Source organism: Streptococcus thalassemiae (assembly GCF_903645285.1).
GTDB classification, from domain to species: Bacteria; Bacillota; Bacilli; order Lactobacillales; family Streptococcaceae; genus Streptococcus; species Streptococcus thalassemiae.
The window spans coordinates 110,616-127,941 of sequence record NZ_CAHJXN010000004.1 but is presented as its reverse complement, the minus strand read 5'-3'; the positions used below and the strand labels follow the sequence as shown (position 1 = coordinate 127,941).

The following is a 17,326-nucleotide window of genomic DNA, read 5'->3' as shown; positions in this document are numbered from 1 at the left end:
CCTAATCCTCCAATTTATAAGCGTGAAATTCATGACTGTAGAAGCGTTTTTCTTCTGGTGGTAGGGTCATATAATCTCCATAAAATTGTGTCAAAATAGTATCAAATTTTTCAGGTGCTGGAAGGCTTAAATTTTCAAAGGGCAAATCGATTGTTTTATCAAAAGTACCACTTGGGAAGACTTCCTTTTCCTTAAATTTAGAAGGGATAAAAGCCATATACTGCCCATTCTCACGACTATATTTTTGAATTTCTTTCTCGATTTTATGTGCGAAATAACGAGGAGAAACAGGTCGAAGGAGTAACCAGAAGGCTGTTCGTATCCAATCTTTTAAAAGGCTATCCTTATAGACAATATTTTTATGTTTACTGAAAGACAGTAGTTTGAAGCTTTCCAGTTTGTAACAAGTATCAATGACCTTAGGATTATCAAATCGGTCCATAGGGAAAATGTCAATAAAGACACCAGACTCATAGGTTTTTGTATTTCGAGTATCAACAATTTTAGTCGTACTGTCGGTTATTTTTATAAAGTTGTTAAAGTAGTTTTTATCTGTTTCTAAGGATAAAATTTTGTATTTACTTTTTTCCTTTTGAAAAATGTTTATAAATCGTTGGTAGTCTTCTCGAGGCATGGATAAATCAATATCGTCGTCCCAAGGGATAAAGCCCTTATGTCGAACCGCCCCAATCAGAGTACCGTAGTTAATAATATAGTTGATATTGTGCTTTTTACAGAGAGTATCAATATAATCCAAAATTTCTAATTCAATTTGTTTGGCATCTTCAATGGTTAGTTGTTTCATTTTAAACTCCTATGATCTTTTGAATTTATTTTTTAAGGCTAGGACATGGTTTAAAAATTCATAGAAAATGCTATCTTTTGTGAAGACGAGTAGACCAATATAAGAGATAGCTGATAGCAAGACAATCAAACCAGTATTCATCAAAAATGGCAAATTAATGACCATATCCACAGGATACAAGAAATTGATCAGGAAATAAATTCCCACGAAAGAAAGTGAAAAGAGCGAGTATCGAACAGTATAGCCAAAGATATGTCCCAAGTGAATAAGCTGTTTCCTATGGATGAAAACGATATAGAAAACAAGTAGAGAGGCCTCTGATAGCATAGTTGTGAGTAAGTAGTATTCAGGAGCCACGATATGGTTGAAAAAGAGGAGACTATTTAAGCCCAAATTGAGTAACCCAGCAAAGACTGTATAGACTGTGATACGTTTTTCATAGCCATTGGTAAAGAGAATTTGGGAACCAAGAATGGTATCTAGTGCCAGGATAATCGTACGAAAAGCGAAGAGAGAGGTTAAGATACCGCCTCCGATATATTTTTCACTACCGTAAAGTAGGATGGCATTTGGCCCTAAGACCATGAGTCCAAAGCTCAGTGGAATGATAAAGAAGTTAAAGATTCGACTACCTCTATTAACTAGAGAAACATAGGCTTCTTTGTCTCCTTTACCCAAATAGTAACTGAGACGAGGCACACTCACTCCAATTGCACCTGTTACAACCCCAGCTATAACGGTCACAATTCGCTGAGCTATGGTGTAGTAACTAACGTTGACATCAATCTCTGTTTTAACGAGGAAGAGACGATCTAAAAAAGTGAAGAGCATATTGGCATTAGCAAAGACCAACATGGCTGTCAGAGGGAGAAAGAGCGGTTTAAAATCACTTAGGTGAATCTTAACAAGCTTAATGTCTCTTTTAATCCAAAAATAACTAATCAGATAGTTAATTAGTGTCGATAAACTCATCACTAGTGTGTAGACAACAATATCGTGTTCATTTTTGACAAACAGGAAAATAGAGGCTAGCATCAGGATACGGATGAAGGCAGTCTTGTAAAAGAGAAAACTGTAATTTTCCAGAGCTTCATTGACCCACTCGATTGAAAAAATCTGGGCAATGAGTTGGATCCCCATAACAAGATAGACTTTTTTGACGATTGGATTATCAGTAAAGAAGAGAGGATAGGCTAGGATATAGACAGCAGTGGTCAAAATCGTACAAGCTATGCACAAATAAAAAAGACTCGAGAAGGTTCTATTCAGATCTTTTTTGTTATCCTTGACATTACTGATGGCCCGTAAACCGTAGTTATAGACTCCATAAGTTGCAAAGGGTAAGAAAAATGACAAAATTGTGTCGACTGAGTTGAAGTAACCATAGTCAGTTCGGTCCAAGACACGCGCGACATAGGTTCCAGTTAGGATGGGAAAAATAATATTTAAGACACGAATTCCCATGTAAGATAGAGCATTTAATTTTATACTTTTCATTCAATTTACCTCGTTTTTCATTATATCATAAAGTCAGCTAATAAGAAATGAAGGGCAGTAATACTCTTCGAAAATCAAATTCAAACCACGTCAGCGTCGCCTTACCGTACTCAAGTACAGCTTACGGCTAGCTTCCTAGTTTGCTTTTTGATTTTCATTGAGTATAAGTCAAGTAATCACTTTGAAGTTTCAAAGCTTAATTTTAAGTTTTCTTTAAGAAAACTATATTATTCTGAAGAACTCTAAAATTTCACAGCCATTTATTGGTAATGACTACAGAATTCCCAGTCATTACTAGAAATGGACTAGTTTCTTTGAATAATAGAACTCTTTAATCCTTCTATTCTAGAACGGGAGGGTCGGTATTTCTTTCATGATAGGACTAGATTGTGGTATAATAGAGAGAATAAGTTTTTTTAGTAAGACGAAGGAGAAAATAGATGATTTATGCAGGAATTCTTGCTGGTGGAACTGGTACACGCATGGGGATCAGTAACTTGCCAAAACAATTTTTAGAGCTAGGTGATCGACCTATTTTGATTCATACAATTGAAAAATTTGTCTTGGAACCAAGCATTGAAAAAATTGTAGTTGGGGTTCATGGAGACTGGGTTTCTCATGCAGAAGATCTTGTAGATAAATATCTTCCTCTTCATAAGGAACGTATCATCATTACAAAAGGTGGTGCTGACCGCAATACGAGTATTGAGAAAATCATTGAAGCCATTGATGCTTATCGTCCGCTTACTCCAGAGGATATCGTTGTTACACACGATTCTGTTCGTCCATTTATTACACTTCGCATGATTCAGGACAATATCCAACTTGCCCAAAATCATGACGCAGTGGACACAGTGGTAGAAGCGGTTGATACTATCGTTGAAAGTACCAATGGTCAATTTATTACAGATATTCCAAATCGTGCTCACCTTTATCAAGGACAGACACCTCAAACATTCCGTTGCAAGGATTTCATGGACCTTTATGGCTCTCTTTCTACTGAAGAGAAGGAAATCTTGACAGATGCATGTAAAATCTTTGTGATCAAAGGAAAAGATGTGGCATTGGCTAAGGGTGAATATTCAAATCTAAAAATTACAACCGTAACAGATTTGAAGATTGCAAAAAGTATGATTGAGAAAGACTAGTGATATGATTAATCAAATTTATCAACTAACTAAGCCTAAGTTTATCAATGTCAAATATCAGGAAGAGGCTATTGACCAAGAGAATCATATCCTCATCCGCCCTAATTATATGGCGGTCTGTCATGCGGATCAGCGTTACTACCAGGGAAAACGTGATCCAAAGATTTTGAATAAAAAACTCCCAATGGCAATGATTCATGAGTCATGTGGAACCGTTATTTCTGACCCGACAGGAACCTATGAGGTTGGGCAAAAAGTTGTCATGATTCCCAATCAGCCTCCTATGCAGAGTGATGAAGAATTCTATGAGAACTACATGACAGGGACCCATTTCTTGTCTAGTGGATCTGATGGCTTTATGAGAGAGTTTGTTTCTCTCCCTAAAGACCGTGTGGTGGCTTATGATGCTATCGAAGATACGGTTGCAGCCATTACAGAGTTTGTTAGTGTCGGCATGCATGCTATGAATCGTCTATTGACCCTTGCTCATAGCAAGCGGGACCGAATCGCCGTTATCGGAGATGGAAGTTTAGCATTTGTGGTTGCCAATATTATCAACTATACTTTGCCAGAAGCAGAGATTGTGGTTATTGGTCGTCATTGGGAAAAGTTGGAACTCTTCTCATTTGCCAAAGAATGCTATATTACGGATAATATTCCTGAAGATTTGGCCTTTGACCATGCTTTTGAGTGTTGTGGTGGTAATGGTACTGGACCGGCTATAAATGACCTGATTCGCTATATTCGTCCTCAGGGAACGATTCTCATGATGGGCGTTAGCGAGTATAAAGTCAATCTCAATACACGCGATGCCTTAGAAAAAGGCTTGCTCTTGGTTGGTTCCTCTCGTTCTGGTCGCATCGATTTTGAAAATGCCATCCAAATGATGGAAGTCAAGAAATTCGCAAATCGTCTTAAAAATATCCTTTATCTAGAAGAACCTGTAAGAGAAATTAAAGATATTCACCGTGTCTTTGCAACCGATTTAAACACAGCCTTTAAAACCGTGTTTAAGTGGGAAGTATAAGTGCTGGAGGTTAATTGTGGAGAAAATCATTAAAGAGAAAATTTCTTCCCTACTTAGCGCAGAAGAGGAAGTCCTCAGTGTCGAACAATTGGGGGGAATGACCAATCAAAACTATTTGGTCAAAACAACAAATAAGCAATACATTGTTAAATTCTTTGGTAAAGGGACAGAAAAACTGATCAATCGACAAGATGAAAAGTACAATCTTGAACTACTAAAGGATTTAGACTTAGATGTAAAAAATTATCTTTTTGATATTGAAGCTGGTATCAAAGTAAATGAGTATATCGAATCTGCTATTACGCTTGATTCAAGGTCAATCAAGACCAAATTTGATAAAATTGCTCCAATATTACAAACCATTCATGCTTCTGGCAAGGAATTAAGGGGAGAATTTGCTCCTTTTGAAGAAATCAAAAAATACGAATCCTTGATTGAAGAGAAAATCCCTTATGCCAACTATGAAACTGTTCGAGAAGAAGTCTTCTCCTTAGAGAAAAGACTGGCTGACTTAGGTGTTGACAGAAAATCTTGTCATATCGATTTGGTGCCTGAAAACTTTATCGAGTCACCACAAGGACGACTTTATCTGATTGACTGGGAATATTCATCAATGAACGATCCAATGTGGGATTTGGCTGCCCTCTTTTTAGAGTCTGAATTCACTCGTCAAGAGGAAGAAGACTTCTTGTCTCACTATGAGAGTGACCAAACACCTGTCTCTCGAGAAAAGATTACCATTTATAAAATTTTACAAGATATCATTTGGAGTTTATGGACAGTCTATAAAGAAGAGCAAGGTGCAGATTTTGGTGACTATGGTGTGAGTCGTTACCAAAGAGCTGTCAAAGGTTTGGCTTATTATGGAGGTTCAGATGAAAACTAAAAATGGAGTTTCTTTTGGTCTACTTTCAGGTATTTTCTGGGGGTTGGGTCTAACGATTAGTGCTTATATCTTTTCGATTTTTACAGATTTGTCGCCCTTTGTGGTGGCCGCTGCTCACGATTTCTTGAGTATCTTTATCTTACTAGCTTTTCTCTTGGTAAAAGAAGGAAAAGTTCGCCTCTCAATTTTCTTAAATATTCGCAATGTTAGTGTTATCATCGGAGCCTTGCTAGCAGGCCCTATCGGTATGCAGGCCAATCTTTATGCGGTTAAGTATATCGGAAGTTCCTTAGCTTCATCAGTATCCGCTATCTATCCTGCGATTTCAGTTTTATTAGCTTTCTTCTTTTTGAAGCACAAGATTTCAAAAAATACTGTATTTGGGATTGTCTTGATTATTGGAGGGATAATTGCTCAGACCTATAAGGTTGAACAGGTTAATTCCTTCTACATTGGTATTCTCTGTGCTTTGGTTTGTGCCATTGCATGGGGAAGTGAGAGTGTTCTTAGCTCTTTTGCCATGGAAAGTGAATTGAGTGAAATCGAAGCCCTCTTAATCCGTCAAGTGACTTCATTCTTGTCCTATCTTGTGATTGTGCTCTTCTCTCATCAGTCATTTGCAGAAGTGGCCAGTGGACAATTGCTAGGTCTTATGATTGTCTTTGCAGCCTTTGATATGATTTCCTACTTGGCTTATTATATCGCTATCAATCGATTGCAACCAGCCAAGGCTACAGGCTTGAACGTGAGCTATGTAGTATGGACTGTCTTGTTTGCAGTTGTTTTCTTGGGTGCACCGCTAGATATGCTGACAATTATTACGTCACTTGTCGTCATTGCTGGAGTTTATATTATTATTAAAGAATAAAGGAGATTCGTGTGAAAGCCATTATCTTAGCAGCGGGATTGGGAACTCGCTTGCGTCCTATGACTGAAAATACCCCTAAAGCCTTGGTTCAGGTTAATCAAAAACCTTTGATTGAATACCAGATTGAGTTTCTCAAAGAAAAAGGAATCAATGACATCATCATCATCGTTGGTTACCTTAAAGAACAATTCGATTACTTAAAAGAAAAATATGGTGTTCGCCTCGTTTTCAATGATAAATACGCTGACTACAATAACTTTTACTCTCTCTATCTTGTAAAAGAAGAATTGGCTAACAGCTATGTTATTGATGCCGATAACTATCTCTTCAAAAATATGTTCCGCAATGATTTGACACGTTCGACTTATTTTAGTGTTTATCGTGAAGATTGTACCAACGAATGGTTCTTGGTCTATGGAGATGACTACAAGGTTCAAGACATTACTGTTGATAGTAAGGCAGGTCGTATCCTTAGTGGGGTATCCTTCTGGGATGCCCCAACTGCAGAAAAGATTGTTAGCTTTATTGACAAGGCCTATGCAAGTGGTGAATTTGTTGATCTATACTGGGACAATATGGTTAAGGACAATATCAAAGAGCTAGATGTCTATGTTGAAGAGTTAGAAGGCAATAGCATCTATGAGATCGATAGTGTCCAAGACTATCATAAATTAGAAGAAATTCTTAAAAACGAAAATTAAAGATTCCAACATCTGGCTAAAATAGTCGGATGTTTTTTGATTTTTTTACGAATAAATAGATGAGTAGAAAAAGAAATGGAGCTATTTATGAAAATCACAAACTATGAAATCTATAAGTTAAAAAAATCAGGTTTGACCAATCAACAGATTTTGAAAGTCCTAGAATACGGTGAAAATGTCGATCAGGAGCTTTTGTTAGGTGATATTGCAGATATATCAGGTTGCCGTAATCCAGCCGTTTTTATGGAGCGTTATTTTCAGATAGACGATGCGCATTTGGAGAAAGAATTTCAAAAATTTCCATCTTTCTCTATTTTAGATGACTGTTATCCTTGGGATTTGAGTGAAATATACGACGCGCCTGTACTTTTATTTTACAAGGGAAATCTTGACCTCTTGAAATTTCCAAAAGTAGCGGTTGTGGGTAGTCGTGCTTGTAGCAGACAGGGAGCTAAGTCAGTTGAAAAAGTCATTCAGGGATTGGAAAATGAACTGGTTATCGTCAGTGGCTTAGCCAAGGGCATTGACACAGCAGCTCATATGGCAGCTCTTCAGAATGGCGGAAAAACCATTGCAGTGATTGGAACAGGAATGGATGTATTTTATCCAAAAGCTAATAAACGCTTACAAGATTACATCGGCAATGATCATCTAGTTCTCAGTGAGTATGGGCCTGGTGAACAACCTCTGAAATTTCATTTTCCTGCCCGTAATCGCATCATTGCTGGACTTTGTCGTGGTGTGATTGTAGCAGAGGCCAAGATGCGTTCAGGTAGTCTCATTACCTGTGAGCGAGCAATGGAAGAAGGGCGCGATGTCTTTGCTATTCCTGGTAGCATTTTAGATGGACTATCAGACGGTTGCCATCATTTGATTCAAGAAGGTGCAAAATTGGTCACCAGCGGGCAAGATGTTCTTGCGGAATTTGAATTTTAATACTCTTCGAAAATCAAATTCAAACCACGTCAGCTTTATCTGCAACCTCAAACAGTGTTTTGAGCAGCCTGCGGCTAGCTTACTAGTTTGCTCTTTGATTTTCATTGAGTATAAATATTCCCTAAGATAGAATCCTGAGAAAAAATCAATTTTTAATAAAAAATGAAGTAAATATCCCCACAATAAAACGCATCCTATCAGGTTTTTTTCACTTGATCTTATGCGTTTTTTCTAAGTGAATAAGTAGAGTGGAGGACTTTTCTCATAGGAAGGAAAGCAATTTAGTGTGATTGAGAAAGGAGAGTTGCTTGTGACTAATCTTGGTCAGCTTATTATCAGGGAGCAGTATCGTCTCAAGTATTGCCAGTAAGGAAAAATAAATTCTTCAAAAGTAGAGATTACAAGGCTTGTTTAAGAAAGAATTTAAAGACCTTGACAGATAAAAATAAAATGGTTATTATAAAAAATGGTCTGAAATTGATGGTGACACTCTTCAAAAAACTTTTTACGTCAACTCAGCTTTGTCTTGTTGTGTTTTGAGCAATCTACGGTGAGCTTCCGAGTTTGATTTTCATTTACTAGAAATGAAGTTGATGAGAGCTAGCAGTAGACATTTGCGTCAGGATATGATGGAAAATGATAAAAAGACCTCATGAGATTGGCATATCAGACTACTAAAGTATTGAGTTTGTTAGGATTTTATACTCAATGAAAATCAAAGAGCAAACTAGGAAGCTAGCCGCAGGTTGCTCAAAGCACTGCTTTGAGGTTGTAGATAAGACTGACGAAGTCAGTTACATATATCTACGGCAAGGTGAAGCTGACGTGGTTTGAAGAGATTTTCGAAGAGTATTAACGACTAGTTAGCTAGGAAAGGAAGATATTTGTGACAAATAATAAACTGTATTCGTTGGTAGAATTTAGAAATAAAATATATGAAGAATTAGAACTCTCCAGAAGTGATTTAGCGATTTTGCTATGTGCCATGCTTATCGCCTCTATCGGATTAAATATGGATTCGACTCCCGTGATTATTGGAGCCATGTTAATCTCTCCTTTGATGACACCTATTCTAGGAGTGGGGCTCTCTCTAGCTATATTTGATTTTAAATTGTTAAGAAAATCTTTTAAAATATTAGCTATTCAAATTCTTGCCAGTTTAATAGCCTCAGCCCTTTATTTTTATCTTTCTCCCATTTCGTATGCTAGTTCGGAGATTGTTGCTAGAACCTCTCCGACTATTTGGGATGTTCTCATTGCTTTTGTAGGAGGGATAGCAGGTATTATTGGTGCTAGGAAAAAAGGGACCAATAATATTGTCCCTGGTGTCGCTATTGCAACCGCCTTGATGCCTCCTCTTTGTACAGTAGGTTATGCTATTGCTTCTGCTAATCTAAAATTTATCATAGGCTCCTCTTACCTATTCCTCATCAATTGTAGCTTTATTGTCATTGCGACTTATATAGGTGTCAGATTGATGATGGTTAAGAAGCACTATTTTAGAGATAATGAAGAAGACTCTAAAATGCGCAGGATTTTGCTTTTAGTTGCTGTTTTGCTGATGATTCCGAGTTTCATCTCTGCAACGACTTTAGTCAGAGAAACGTTGAAAAAAGAATCCCTTAATAAATTTATATCAGAGCAGTTTCAGGGGCATAATATTTTGAAAAAAACCTATTCTAAAAAGACTCATACCCTAAAGCTAACCATTTCAGGAAATTATTTGACAGAAGAAGAGCTTGATATGATTTCCAGTAAGAGGGGGGACTATGGTTTAAGTGATGTTTCTGTTCAAGTTTCCCAATTGTCTGATTCAGAACAACTTAGCAAGGAAGAACTGGTAGAATATTTCTTCCAGTATATCAAGGATAAGGAAGCAAAAGAAAAGGAAAAGGCTAATAAATTTGATACAGAGTCTGAGGAACAATAATTTCTTGAGAATAGCTGGTTTTTTTCGTGAGTCTTCTATGTATCTCAAAGGAAGATTGTGGTCTTAAGTATAAACTTTTCTTCTATTATAATAGCTAAGTCTTGACAGGGTTCAAAAAATGGTTTACACTTTATAAAGTTTATTACTTTGAAAAGGTGTGATACTGTGGCTACGGCAACAAAAAAGAAAAAATCAACAGTTAAAAAAAATCTAGTAATCGTGGAGTCGCCTGCTAAGGCCAAGACGATTGAAAAATATCTAGGCAGAAATTATAAGGTTCTAGCCAGTGTCGGGCATATCCGTGATTTGAAGAAATCCAGTATGTCCGTCGATATTGAAAATAATTATGAACCGCAATATATCAATATCCGAGGAAAAGGTCCTCTCATCAATGACTTGAAAAAAGAAGCCAAAAAAGCTAATAAAGTCTTTCTGGCGAGTGACCCGGACCGTGAAGGAGAAGCGATTTCTTGGCATTTGGCTCATATTCTCAACTTGGATGAAAATGATGCCAACCGTGTGGTCTTCAATGAAATCACCAAGGATGCGGTCAAAAATGCTTTTAAAGAACCACGCAAGATTGATATGGACTTGGTCGATGCCCAACAAGCTCGTCGTGTTTTGGACCGCTTGGTAGGCTATTCGATTTCGCCCATTTTGTGGAAGAAGGTCAAGAAGGGCTTGTCAGCAGGGCGCGTACAGTCCATTGCTCTTAAACTCATTATTGACCGTGAAAATGAAATCAATGCCTTCCAGCCAGAAGAATACTGGACAGTTGATGCTGTCTTTAAAAAGGGAACCAAGCAATTTCAGGCTTCCTTCTATGGAGTGGATGGTAAAAAGCTGAAACTGACTAGCAATGATGAGGTCAAGGAAGTCTTGTCTCGTCTGACTAGTAAAGACTTTTCAGTAGATCAGGTGGATAAGAAAGAGCGTAAGCGCAATGCTCCTTTGCCTTATACCACTTCATCTATGCAGATGGATGCGGCCAATAAAATTAATTTCCGTACTCGAAAAACCATGATGGTTGCCCAACAGCTCTATGAAGGGATCAATATCGGTTCTGGTGTGCAAGGTTTGATTACCTATATGCGTACCGATTCGACTCGTATCAGTCCAGTGGCACAGAACGAAGCAGCAAGTTTCATTACGGACCGTTTTGGTAGCAAGTATTCTAAGCATGGTAGCAAGGTCAAAAACGCTTCAGGTGCTCAGGATGCCCACGAGGCGATTCGTCCGTCTAGTGTCTTTAATACACCTGAAAGTATTGCTAAGTATTTGGACAAGGATCAGCTCAAGCTTTATACCCTTATCTGGAATCGTTTTGTAGCGAGCCAGATGACAGCTGCTGTCTTTGATACAATGGCTGTTAAATTGTCTCAAAATGGAGTTCAATTTGCTGCCAATGGTAGTCAGGTTAAGTTTGATGGTTATCTTGCCATTTATAATGATTCTGACAAGAATAAAATGTTACCAGATATGGCTGTTGGAGATGTGGTTAAGCAGGTGAATAGTAAACCAGAGCAACATTTCACTCAACCGCCTGCTCGTTATTCTGAAGCGACATTGATTAAGACCTTGGAGGAAAATGGGGTTGGACGTCCGTCAACCTACGCACCGACCATTGAAACTATTCAGAAACGTTATTATGTTCGCCTTGCAGCCAAACGCTTTGAACCGACAGAGTTGGGAGAAATTGTTAACAAGCTCATCGTTGAATATTTCCCAGATATCGTAAACGTGACCTTCACAGCTGAAATGGAAGGCAAGCTGGATGATGTCGAAGTCGGAAAAGAGCAGTGGCAACGTGTCATTGATGCCTTTTACAAACCATTCTCCAAAGAAGTCGCCAAGGCTGAAGAAGAAATGGAAAAAATCCAAATCAAGGATGAACCAGCTGGATTTGACTGTGAAGTGTGTGGCAGTCCAATGGTCATTAAACTTGGTCGTTTTGGTAAGTTCTACGCTTGTAGCAATTTCCCAGATTGCCGTCATACCCAAGCAATCGTGAAAGAGATTGGTGTAGAGTGTCCAAGTTGTCATCAGGGACAAATCATTGAGCGAAAAACCAAACGCAATCGCCTTTTCTATGGTTGCAATCGCTATCCAGACTGTGAATTTACATCTTGGGACAAGCCTGTTGGTCGTGACTGTCCAAAATGTGGCAACTTCCTCATGGAGAAAAAAGTCCGTGGTGGTGGCAAGCAGGTTGTATGTAGTAATGGCGACTACGAAGAAGAAAAGATTAAATAAGAGGAGAGTCCTGAAAGTGAATTTCAGGCTCTTTTTGGTTGGAACTTGACAAAATTCATTATTGTATGCGAAACTAGAAGAAGATTATTTTATACTCAATGAAAATCAAAGAGCAAACTAGGAAACTAGCTGCAGGTTGCTCAAAGCACTGCTTTGAGGTTGTGGATAGAACTGACGAAGTCAGCTCAAAACACTGTTTTGAGGTTGCAGATGAAACTGACGAAGTCAGTAACATATATACGGCAAGGCGACGTTGACGCGGTTTGAAGAGATTTTCGAAGAGTATTAACTAGGAGAAGTTATGCGTCTTATCTATCTAATTATTGGTTTTTTATCACTAGCCTTGGCTATTGTTGGGGTCGTCTTACCCTTGTTGCCGACAACGCCTTTCCTTTTGTTGTCTATTGCTTGTTTCTCCAGAAGTTCCAAGCGCTTCGAAGATTGGCTTTATCATACCAAGCTCTATCAAACATATGTAGCTGATTTTCGGGAGACCAAGTCTATTGCGCGTGAACGAAAGAAAAAAATTATCGTCTCTATCTACATCTTGATGGGAATTTCCATTTATTTTGCCCCTCTCTTACCAGTCAAAATCGGTCTGGGAGCCTTGACCATCTTTATCACTTATTATCTCTTCAAGGTCATTCCGGACAAAGAATAAAAAATAGTATCTGTTTTCCTTGATATAAATGAAAGCATATTCACAACAATATGCTATAATAAATTCAAAGTAATCTTCAAGGAGAATCAAATGATTTACGAATTTTGTGCTGAAAATGTGACCTTGCTTGAAAAAGCGATGCAGGCTGGAGCTCGTCGAATCGAACTCTGTGATAATCTTGCAGTTGGTGGGACAACTCCCAGCTATGGAGTGACCAAGGCAGCGGTTGAATTGGCAGCTAACTATGATACGACCATCATGACCATGATTCGTCCACGTGGTGGCGACTTTGTCTACAATGACCTAGAAATTGCTATTATGCTAGAAGACATTCGGTTGACTGCTCAGGCTGGAAGTCAAGGGGTTGTATTTGGAGCTTTAACTGCTGATAAGAAGTTGGATAAGAAAAATCTTGAGAAGTTGATAGCTGCATCAAAAGGAATGGAAATTGTCTTTCACATGGCCTTTGATGAATTGAGCGAAGAAGACCAGTTAGAAGCTATTGACTGGCTTAGTCAAGCTGGTGTCACTCGTATCCTAACTCGCGCTGGTGTGTCTGGCGATTCACTAGACAAACGTTTTGCTCACTATCACAGAATTTTGGAGCACGCTAAAGGTAAAATTGAAATTCTACCAGGTGGGGGGATTGACCTTGACAACCGTCAAACCTTTATTGACCAGCTGGGCGTGACACAATTGCACGGAACTAAGGTTGTCTTTTAAAAAATAGAAAGGAACTGCTAGCTTTGGGTAGCAGTTTTAACTTATGTTTGAAATTTTTAAATCCTATCAGTTTAATCACGAAAAGGCTAAAGCTTTTGGTTTTGTAGAAAATAGGGGAGTCTGGAATTATAGCAGCCAGATTTTGCAGGGCGACTTTGTCATGACTGTGTCCATCACTGCTGATAATGTGAGTTTTCAAGTCTTTGACCAGGAGACTGGTGATCTCTATCCTCAAGTTCATATGGAAAGCATGCGTGGAAGTTTTGTAGGAAGTGTCCGTGAGGCTTGTTTGGAGACTCTTTACCAGATTCGGAAGGCTTGTTTTGATGTGCAGGATTTTATCTGTCCTCAAACTAAGCGTATTATGACTCAAGTTCAGGAAAAGTACGGAAATCAGTTGGAATATCTGTGGGAGAAATCTCCTGATACGGCAGTGTTACGTCATGAAGGCAATCAAAAATGGTATGCTGTTTTGATGAGAATACCTTGGGATAGGTTAGATAAGGGTAGAGAAGGTCTAGTCGAAGCAGTCAATCTAAAACACGACCAAGTAGCGGACTTGCTTTCACAAAAGGGCATTTATCCAGCTTTTCATATGAATAAACGTTACTGGATTAGTGTGGCGCTTGATGATACTTTATCAGATGAAGAAGTGTTAGAATTGATAGAAAAAAGTTGGAACTTAACCACTAAAAAATGAAATATTTCAAGGATTTTCAATAACTTTCAATTAGCTAAATATTCTCTACTGAAGAAATTTTCAGAAAATATTGGATTTTTTCTTGACAAGTGCTTTTGCCTATGCTAAAATACTAAACAAGATATCAAACGAAGGAGAAAGTCAAACATGAAAACAGCTAAGTTTAATCAATTTGCTTTGTTGTTGAGGTACTCGGGCTAGTGCAAAAAGCATTAGTCCTGTTTGGCTTACCAAGCGGGAGTAAATCAACATCTCGCTTGGGTTTCTGAGCGAGATGTTTTTTTAAAATCACATTTGGAAAAGGGGAAATCTTATGCGAACAGTTGAATTTCTAGATACCAGCCTTCGGGATGGAGAGCAGACACCGGGTGTTAACTTTTCAATCAAGGAAAAAATTGCCATTGCAAGGCAGCTGGAGAAATGGGGTATTTCAGCCATCGAAGCTGGTTTTCCAGCGGCTAGCCCAGACTCATTCACAGCAGTGCAGGAGATTGCTAAGGTCTTGAAGAAAACGGCGGTGACTGGTTTGGCACGTTCGGTCAAGTCTGATATTGATGCTTGTTATGAGGCCCTCAAGGACGCCAAGTATCCACAAGTTCACGTCTTTATTGCTACCAGTCCGATTCATCGTAAGTATAAACTCAATAAGACCAAGGAAGAGATTTTGGAAGCAATCAGTGAACATGTTTCTTATGCCCGTTCTAAGTTTGAAGTGGTTGAATTCTCTCCTGAAGATGCGACTAGAACAGAGTTGGGTTTCCTCTTACAAGTCGTTCAAACAGCGGTTGATGCAGGGGCGTCTTATATCAATATCCCTGATACGGTAGGATTTACCACACCAGAGGAATACGGAGCTATCTTCAAACACTTGATTGAGAATGTCAAGACGGATCGTCAGATTATCTATTCACCTCACTGTCATGATGACCTTGGAATGGCAGTGGCTAATAGCCTTGCTGCTGTCAAGAACGGAGCAGGACGTGTTGAAGGGACTATCAATGGTATCGGGGAGCGAGCTGGAAATGCTGCTTTGGAAGAAATTGCAGTAGCCCTCAGTATTCGCCAAGATTACTACCAAGCAGAAACCAGTATTGTCCTAAATGAGACCATCAATACGTCAGAAATGATTTCTCGCTTCTCAGGAATTCCAGTTCCTAAAAACAAGGCTGTGGTCGGTGGCAATGCCTTTTCTCACGAATCTGGTATTCACCAAGACGGAGTCCTTAAAAATCCTCTTACCTATGAAATCATCACCCCTGAATTAGTTGGTGTTAAGAGTAATAGTCTTCCACTTGGAAAATTGTCTGGTCGCCATGCCTTTGTTGAAAAACTAAGAGAATTGGCCCTAGACTTTACAGAAGAGGACATCAAACCACTCTTCGCTAAGTTCAAGGCACTGGCCGATAAGAAACAAGAAATCACAGATGCAGATATTCGAGCTCTGGTAGCTGGAACCATGGTTGAAAACCCAGAAGGCTTCCATTTTGATGATTTACAACTTCAAACTCATGCAGATAATGACATTGAAGCGCTTGTTAGCCTGGCTAATATGGATGGTGAAAAAGTCGAATTTAATGCGACAGGGCAAGGTTCCGTTGAAGCAATTTTTAACGCTATCGATAAGTTCTTTAACCAATCCGTCCGCTTGGTGTCCTACACTATTGACGCTGTGACAGATGGAATTGATGCCCAAGCTCGGGTTTTGGTCACTGTTGAAAACAGAGATACAGAAACCATCTTTAACGCTGCAGGTCTTGATTTCGATGTGTTGAAGGCTTCGGCTATTGCCTACATCAATGCCAATACCTTTGTTCAAAAAGAGAATGCTGGTGAGATGGGACGCAGTGTTTCCTATCGTGACATGCCTAGTGTGTAAAGGAGAAGGCTATGACAAAGAAAATAGTAGCTCTAGCAGGGGACGGAATTGGCCCAGAAATCATGGAGGCTGGTTTAGAAGTCCTGGAAGCTCTAGCTGAAAAAACAGGTTTTGACTATGAGATTGATAGACGACCTTTTGGAGGTGCAGGTATCGATGCAGCAGGGCATCCCTTACCTGATCAAACCCTCAAGGCAAGTAGAGAAGCAGATGCCATTCTTCTAGCGGCTATCGGTAGTCCTCAGTATGATGGAGAAGCGGTTCGGCCTGAACAAGGCTTGCTGGCTCTCCGTAAGGAACTTAATCTTTACGCTAATATTCGTCCTGTAAAAATCTTTGATAGTCTCAAGCATTTGTCACCTCTCAAACCAGAACGAATTGCTGGTGTGGACTTTGTCGTGGTGCGGGAGTTGACAGGCGGGATTTACTTTGGGGATCATGTTCTTGAAGAGAGAAAAGCACGTGATATCAACGACTATAGCTATGAGGAAGTGGAGCGGATTATTCGCAAGGCCTTTGAAATCGCAAGAAATCGCAGAAAAATCCTTACCAGTATCGATAAGCAAAATGTTCTAGCAACATCAAAACTCTGGAGAAAAGTGGCTGAGGAGGTCTCACAGGATTTCCCAGATGTGACCTTGGAACACCAGTTGGTAGACTCAGCTGCTATGCTTATGATTACCAATCCTGATAAGTTTGATGTCATCGTGACGGAGAATCTTTTCGGAGATATTCTATCTGATGAATCAAGCGTTTTATCTGGCACACTTGGAGTTATGCCATCAGCCAGTCATTCTGAAAATGGGCCAAGTCTCTATGAACCTATTCACGGTTCAGCACCTGATATTGCTGGTCAAGGAATTGCAAATCCTATTTCCATGATTTTATCAGTGGCCATGATGTTGAGAGATAGTTTTGGACGTTTTGAGGATGCAGAGCGTATTGAGCGTGCTGTTGAAGCTAGTTTAGCGGCTGGCATTTTAACAAGAGATATAGGTGGACAGGCTTCGACCAAGGAAATGACAGAAGCTATTATTGCAAGGTTATGAAGTTAGATGAAAAAATTACTCTTGCCCTCTTGATTTGGAATGTCATGGTTTTCTTAATTTATGGTATTGACAAATCCAAGGCAAGGAGAAGAGCTTGGCGCATCCCAGAGAAAATCTTACTTATTTTAGCCCTTTCTTGTGGTGGTTTTGGTGCTTGGTTAGCAGGAATCACTTTTCACCATAAGACTCGAAAATGGTACTTTAAAACAGTTTGGTTTCTTGGGATGGTGACTACACTAGTAGCCTTATATTTTATTTGGAGGTAA

Annotated in this window: 18 protein-coding genes; 16 read left to right on the top strand and 2 right to left on the bottom strand. The window is 39.1% G+C overall.

The features are described 5' to 3' along the window. Window position 1: 1 nt before the first annotated feature. Together HWX15_RS08185 and tacF are read right to left on the bottom strand one after the other, a co-directional pair. Window positions 2-805 (bottom strand): LicD family protein, encoded by an 804-nt coding sequence (locus tag HWX15_RS08185; protein WP_175880809.1) that lies wholly within the window; start codon window positions 803-805, stop codon window positions 2-4. 9 nt (window positions 806-814) lie between these two features. Then, window positions 815-2,302, bottom strand: a complete 1,488-nt coding sequence (gene tacF, locus HWX15_RS08180; RefSeq protein ID WP_175880808.1) for a type IV teichoic acid flippase TacF — start codon at window positions 2,300-2,302, stop codon at window positions 815-817. Between the two features lie 440 nt (window positions 2,303-2,742). Here tacF and HWX15_RS08175 point away from each other — a divergent pair, with 440 nt between their 5' ends. The 16 genes from HWX15_RS08175 (at window position 2,743) to HWX15_RS08105 (ending at window position 17,326) form a co-directional block, all read left to right on the top strand. Next, window positions 2,743-3,450 carry an IspD/TarI family cytidylyltransferase gene (locus tag HWX15_RS08175; protein WP_175880807.1) on the top strand — a complete coding sequence of 236 codons (708 nt, stop codon included), beginning with the start codon at window positions 2,743-2,745 and terminating at the stop codon, window positions 3,448-3,450. Window positions 3,451-3,454: 4 nt separating this feature from the next. Next, entirely contained in the window at window positions 3,455-4,477 is a 1,023-nt protein-coding gene (locus HWX15_RS08170; RefSeq protein ID WP_175880806.1) for a ribitol-5-phosphate dehydrogenase, read from the top strand. A 16-nt stretch (window positions 4,478-4,493) separates the two neighbouring features. Next, entirely contained in the window at window positions 4,494-5,363 is an 870-nt protein-coding gene (locus HWX15_RS08165) for a phosphotransferase family protein (RefSeq protein WP_175880805.1), read from the top strand. After that, entirely contained in the window at window positions 5,353-6,231 is an 879-nt protein-coding gene (locus HWX15_RS08160) for a DMT family transporter (protein ID WP_175880804.1), read from the top strand. Before HWX15_RS08165 ends, HWX15_RS08160 begins: the two co-directional genes overlap by 11 nt. Window positions 6,232-6,242: 11 nt before the next feature. Next, window positions 6,243-6,932 carry a sugar phosphate nucleotidyltransferase gene (locus tag HWX15_RS08155; protein ID WP_000643974.1) on the top strand — a complete coding sequence of 230 codons (690 nt, stop codon included), beginning with the start codon at window positions 6,243-6,245 and terminating at the stop codon, window positions 6,930-6,932. A gap of 87 nt (window positions 6,933-7,019) precedes the next feature. Beyond that, a complete protein-coding gene (gene dprA, locus HWX15_RS08150; protein WP_175880803.1) occupies window positions 7,020-7,868 on the top strand; it encodes a DNA-processing protein DprA in 849 nt (282 codons plus the stop codon). Between the two features lie 708 nt (window positions 7,869-8,576). After that, complete coding sequence (locus HWX15_RS10200; protein ID WP_002892731.1) at window positions 8,577-8,702, top strand: hypothetical protein; 126 nt, start codon at window positions 8,577-8,579, stop codon at window positions 8,700-8,702. A 52-nt stretch (window positions 8,703-8,754) separates the two neighbouring features. After that, window positions 8,755-9,798, top strand: a complete 1,044-nt coding sequence (locus HWX15_RS08145; RefSeq protein ID WP_175880802.1) for a TIGR00341 family protein — start codon at window positions 8,755-8,757, stop codon at window positions 9,796-9,798. Window positions 9,799-9,963: 165 nt separating this feature from the next. Then, entirely contained in the window at window positions 9,964-12,051 is a 2,088-nt protein-coding gene (gene topA, locus HWX15_RS08140) for a type I DNA topoisomerase (RefSeq protein ID WP_175880801.1), read from the top strand. Between the two features lie 98 nt (window positions 12,052-12,149). Then, the gene (locus tag HWX15_RS10045; protein ID WP_050492352.1) at window positions 12,150-12,308 is read left to right on the top strand and encodes a hypothetical protein; all 159 of its coding nucleotides are present in this window, start codon (window positions 12,150-12,152) and stop codon (window positions 12,306-12,308) included. Between the two features lie 44 nt (window positions 12,309-12,352). Continuing rightward, entirely contained in the window at window positions 12,353-12,712 is a 360-nt protein-coding gene (locus HWX15_RS08130) for a YbaN family protein (protein ID WP_050083961.1), read from the top strand. Between the two features lie 90 nt (window positions 12,713-12,802). Next, complete coding sequence (locus HWX15_RS08125) at window positions 12,803-13,435, top strand: copper homeostasis protein CutC (RefSeq protein WP_057487766.1); 633 nt, start codon at window positions 12,803-12,805, stop codon at window positions 13,433-13,435. Window positions 13,436-13,478: 43 nt separating this feature from the next. Beyond that, entirely contained in the window at window positions 13,479-14,135 is a 657-nt protein-coding gene (locus HWX15_RS08120) for an MmcQ/YjbR family DNA-binding protein (RefSeq protein WP_175880800.1), read from the top strand. Between the two features lie 313 nt (window positions 14,136-14,448). Then, window positions 14,449-16,011 (top strand): 2-isopropylmalate synthase, encoded by a 1,563-nt coding sequence (locus HWX15_RS08115; protein WP_175880799.1) that lies wholly within the window; start codon window positions 14,449-14,451, stop codon window positions 16,009-16,011. An 11-nt stretch (window positions 16,012-16,022) separates the two neighbouring features. Then, a complete protein-coding gene (leuB, locus tag HWX15_RS08110) occupies window positions 16,023-17,060 on the top strand; it encodes a 3-isopropylmalate dehydrogenase (protein ID WP_175880798.1) in 1,038 nt (345 codons plus the stop codon). After that, a complete protein-coding gene (locus tag HWX15_RS08105) occupies window positions 17,057-17,326 on the top strand; it encodes a DUF1294 domain-containing protein (protein ID WP_175880797.1) in 270 nt (89 codons plus the stop codon). Before leuB ends, HWX15_RS08105 begins: the two co-directional genes overlap by 4 nt.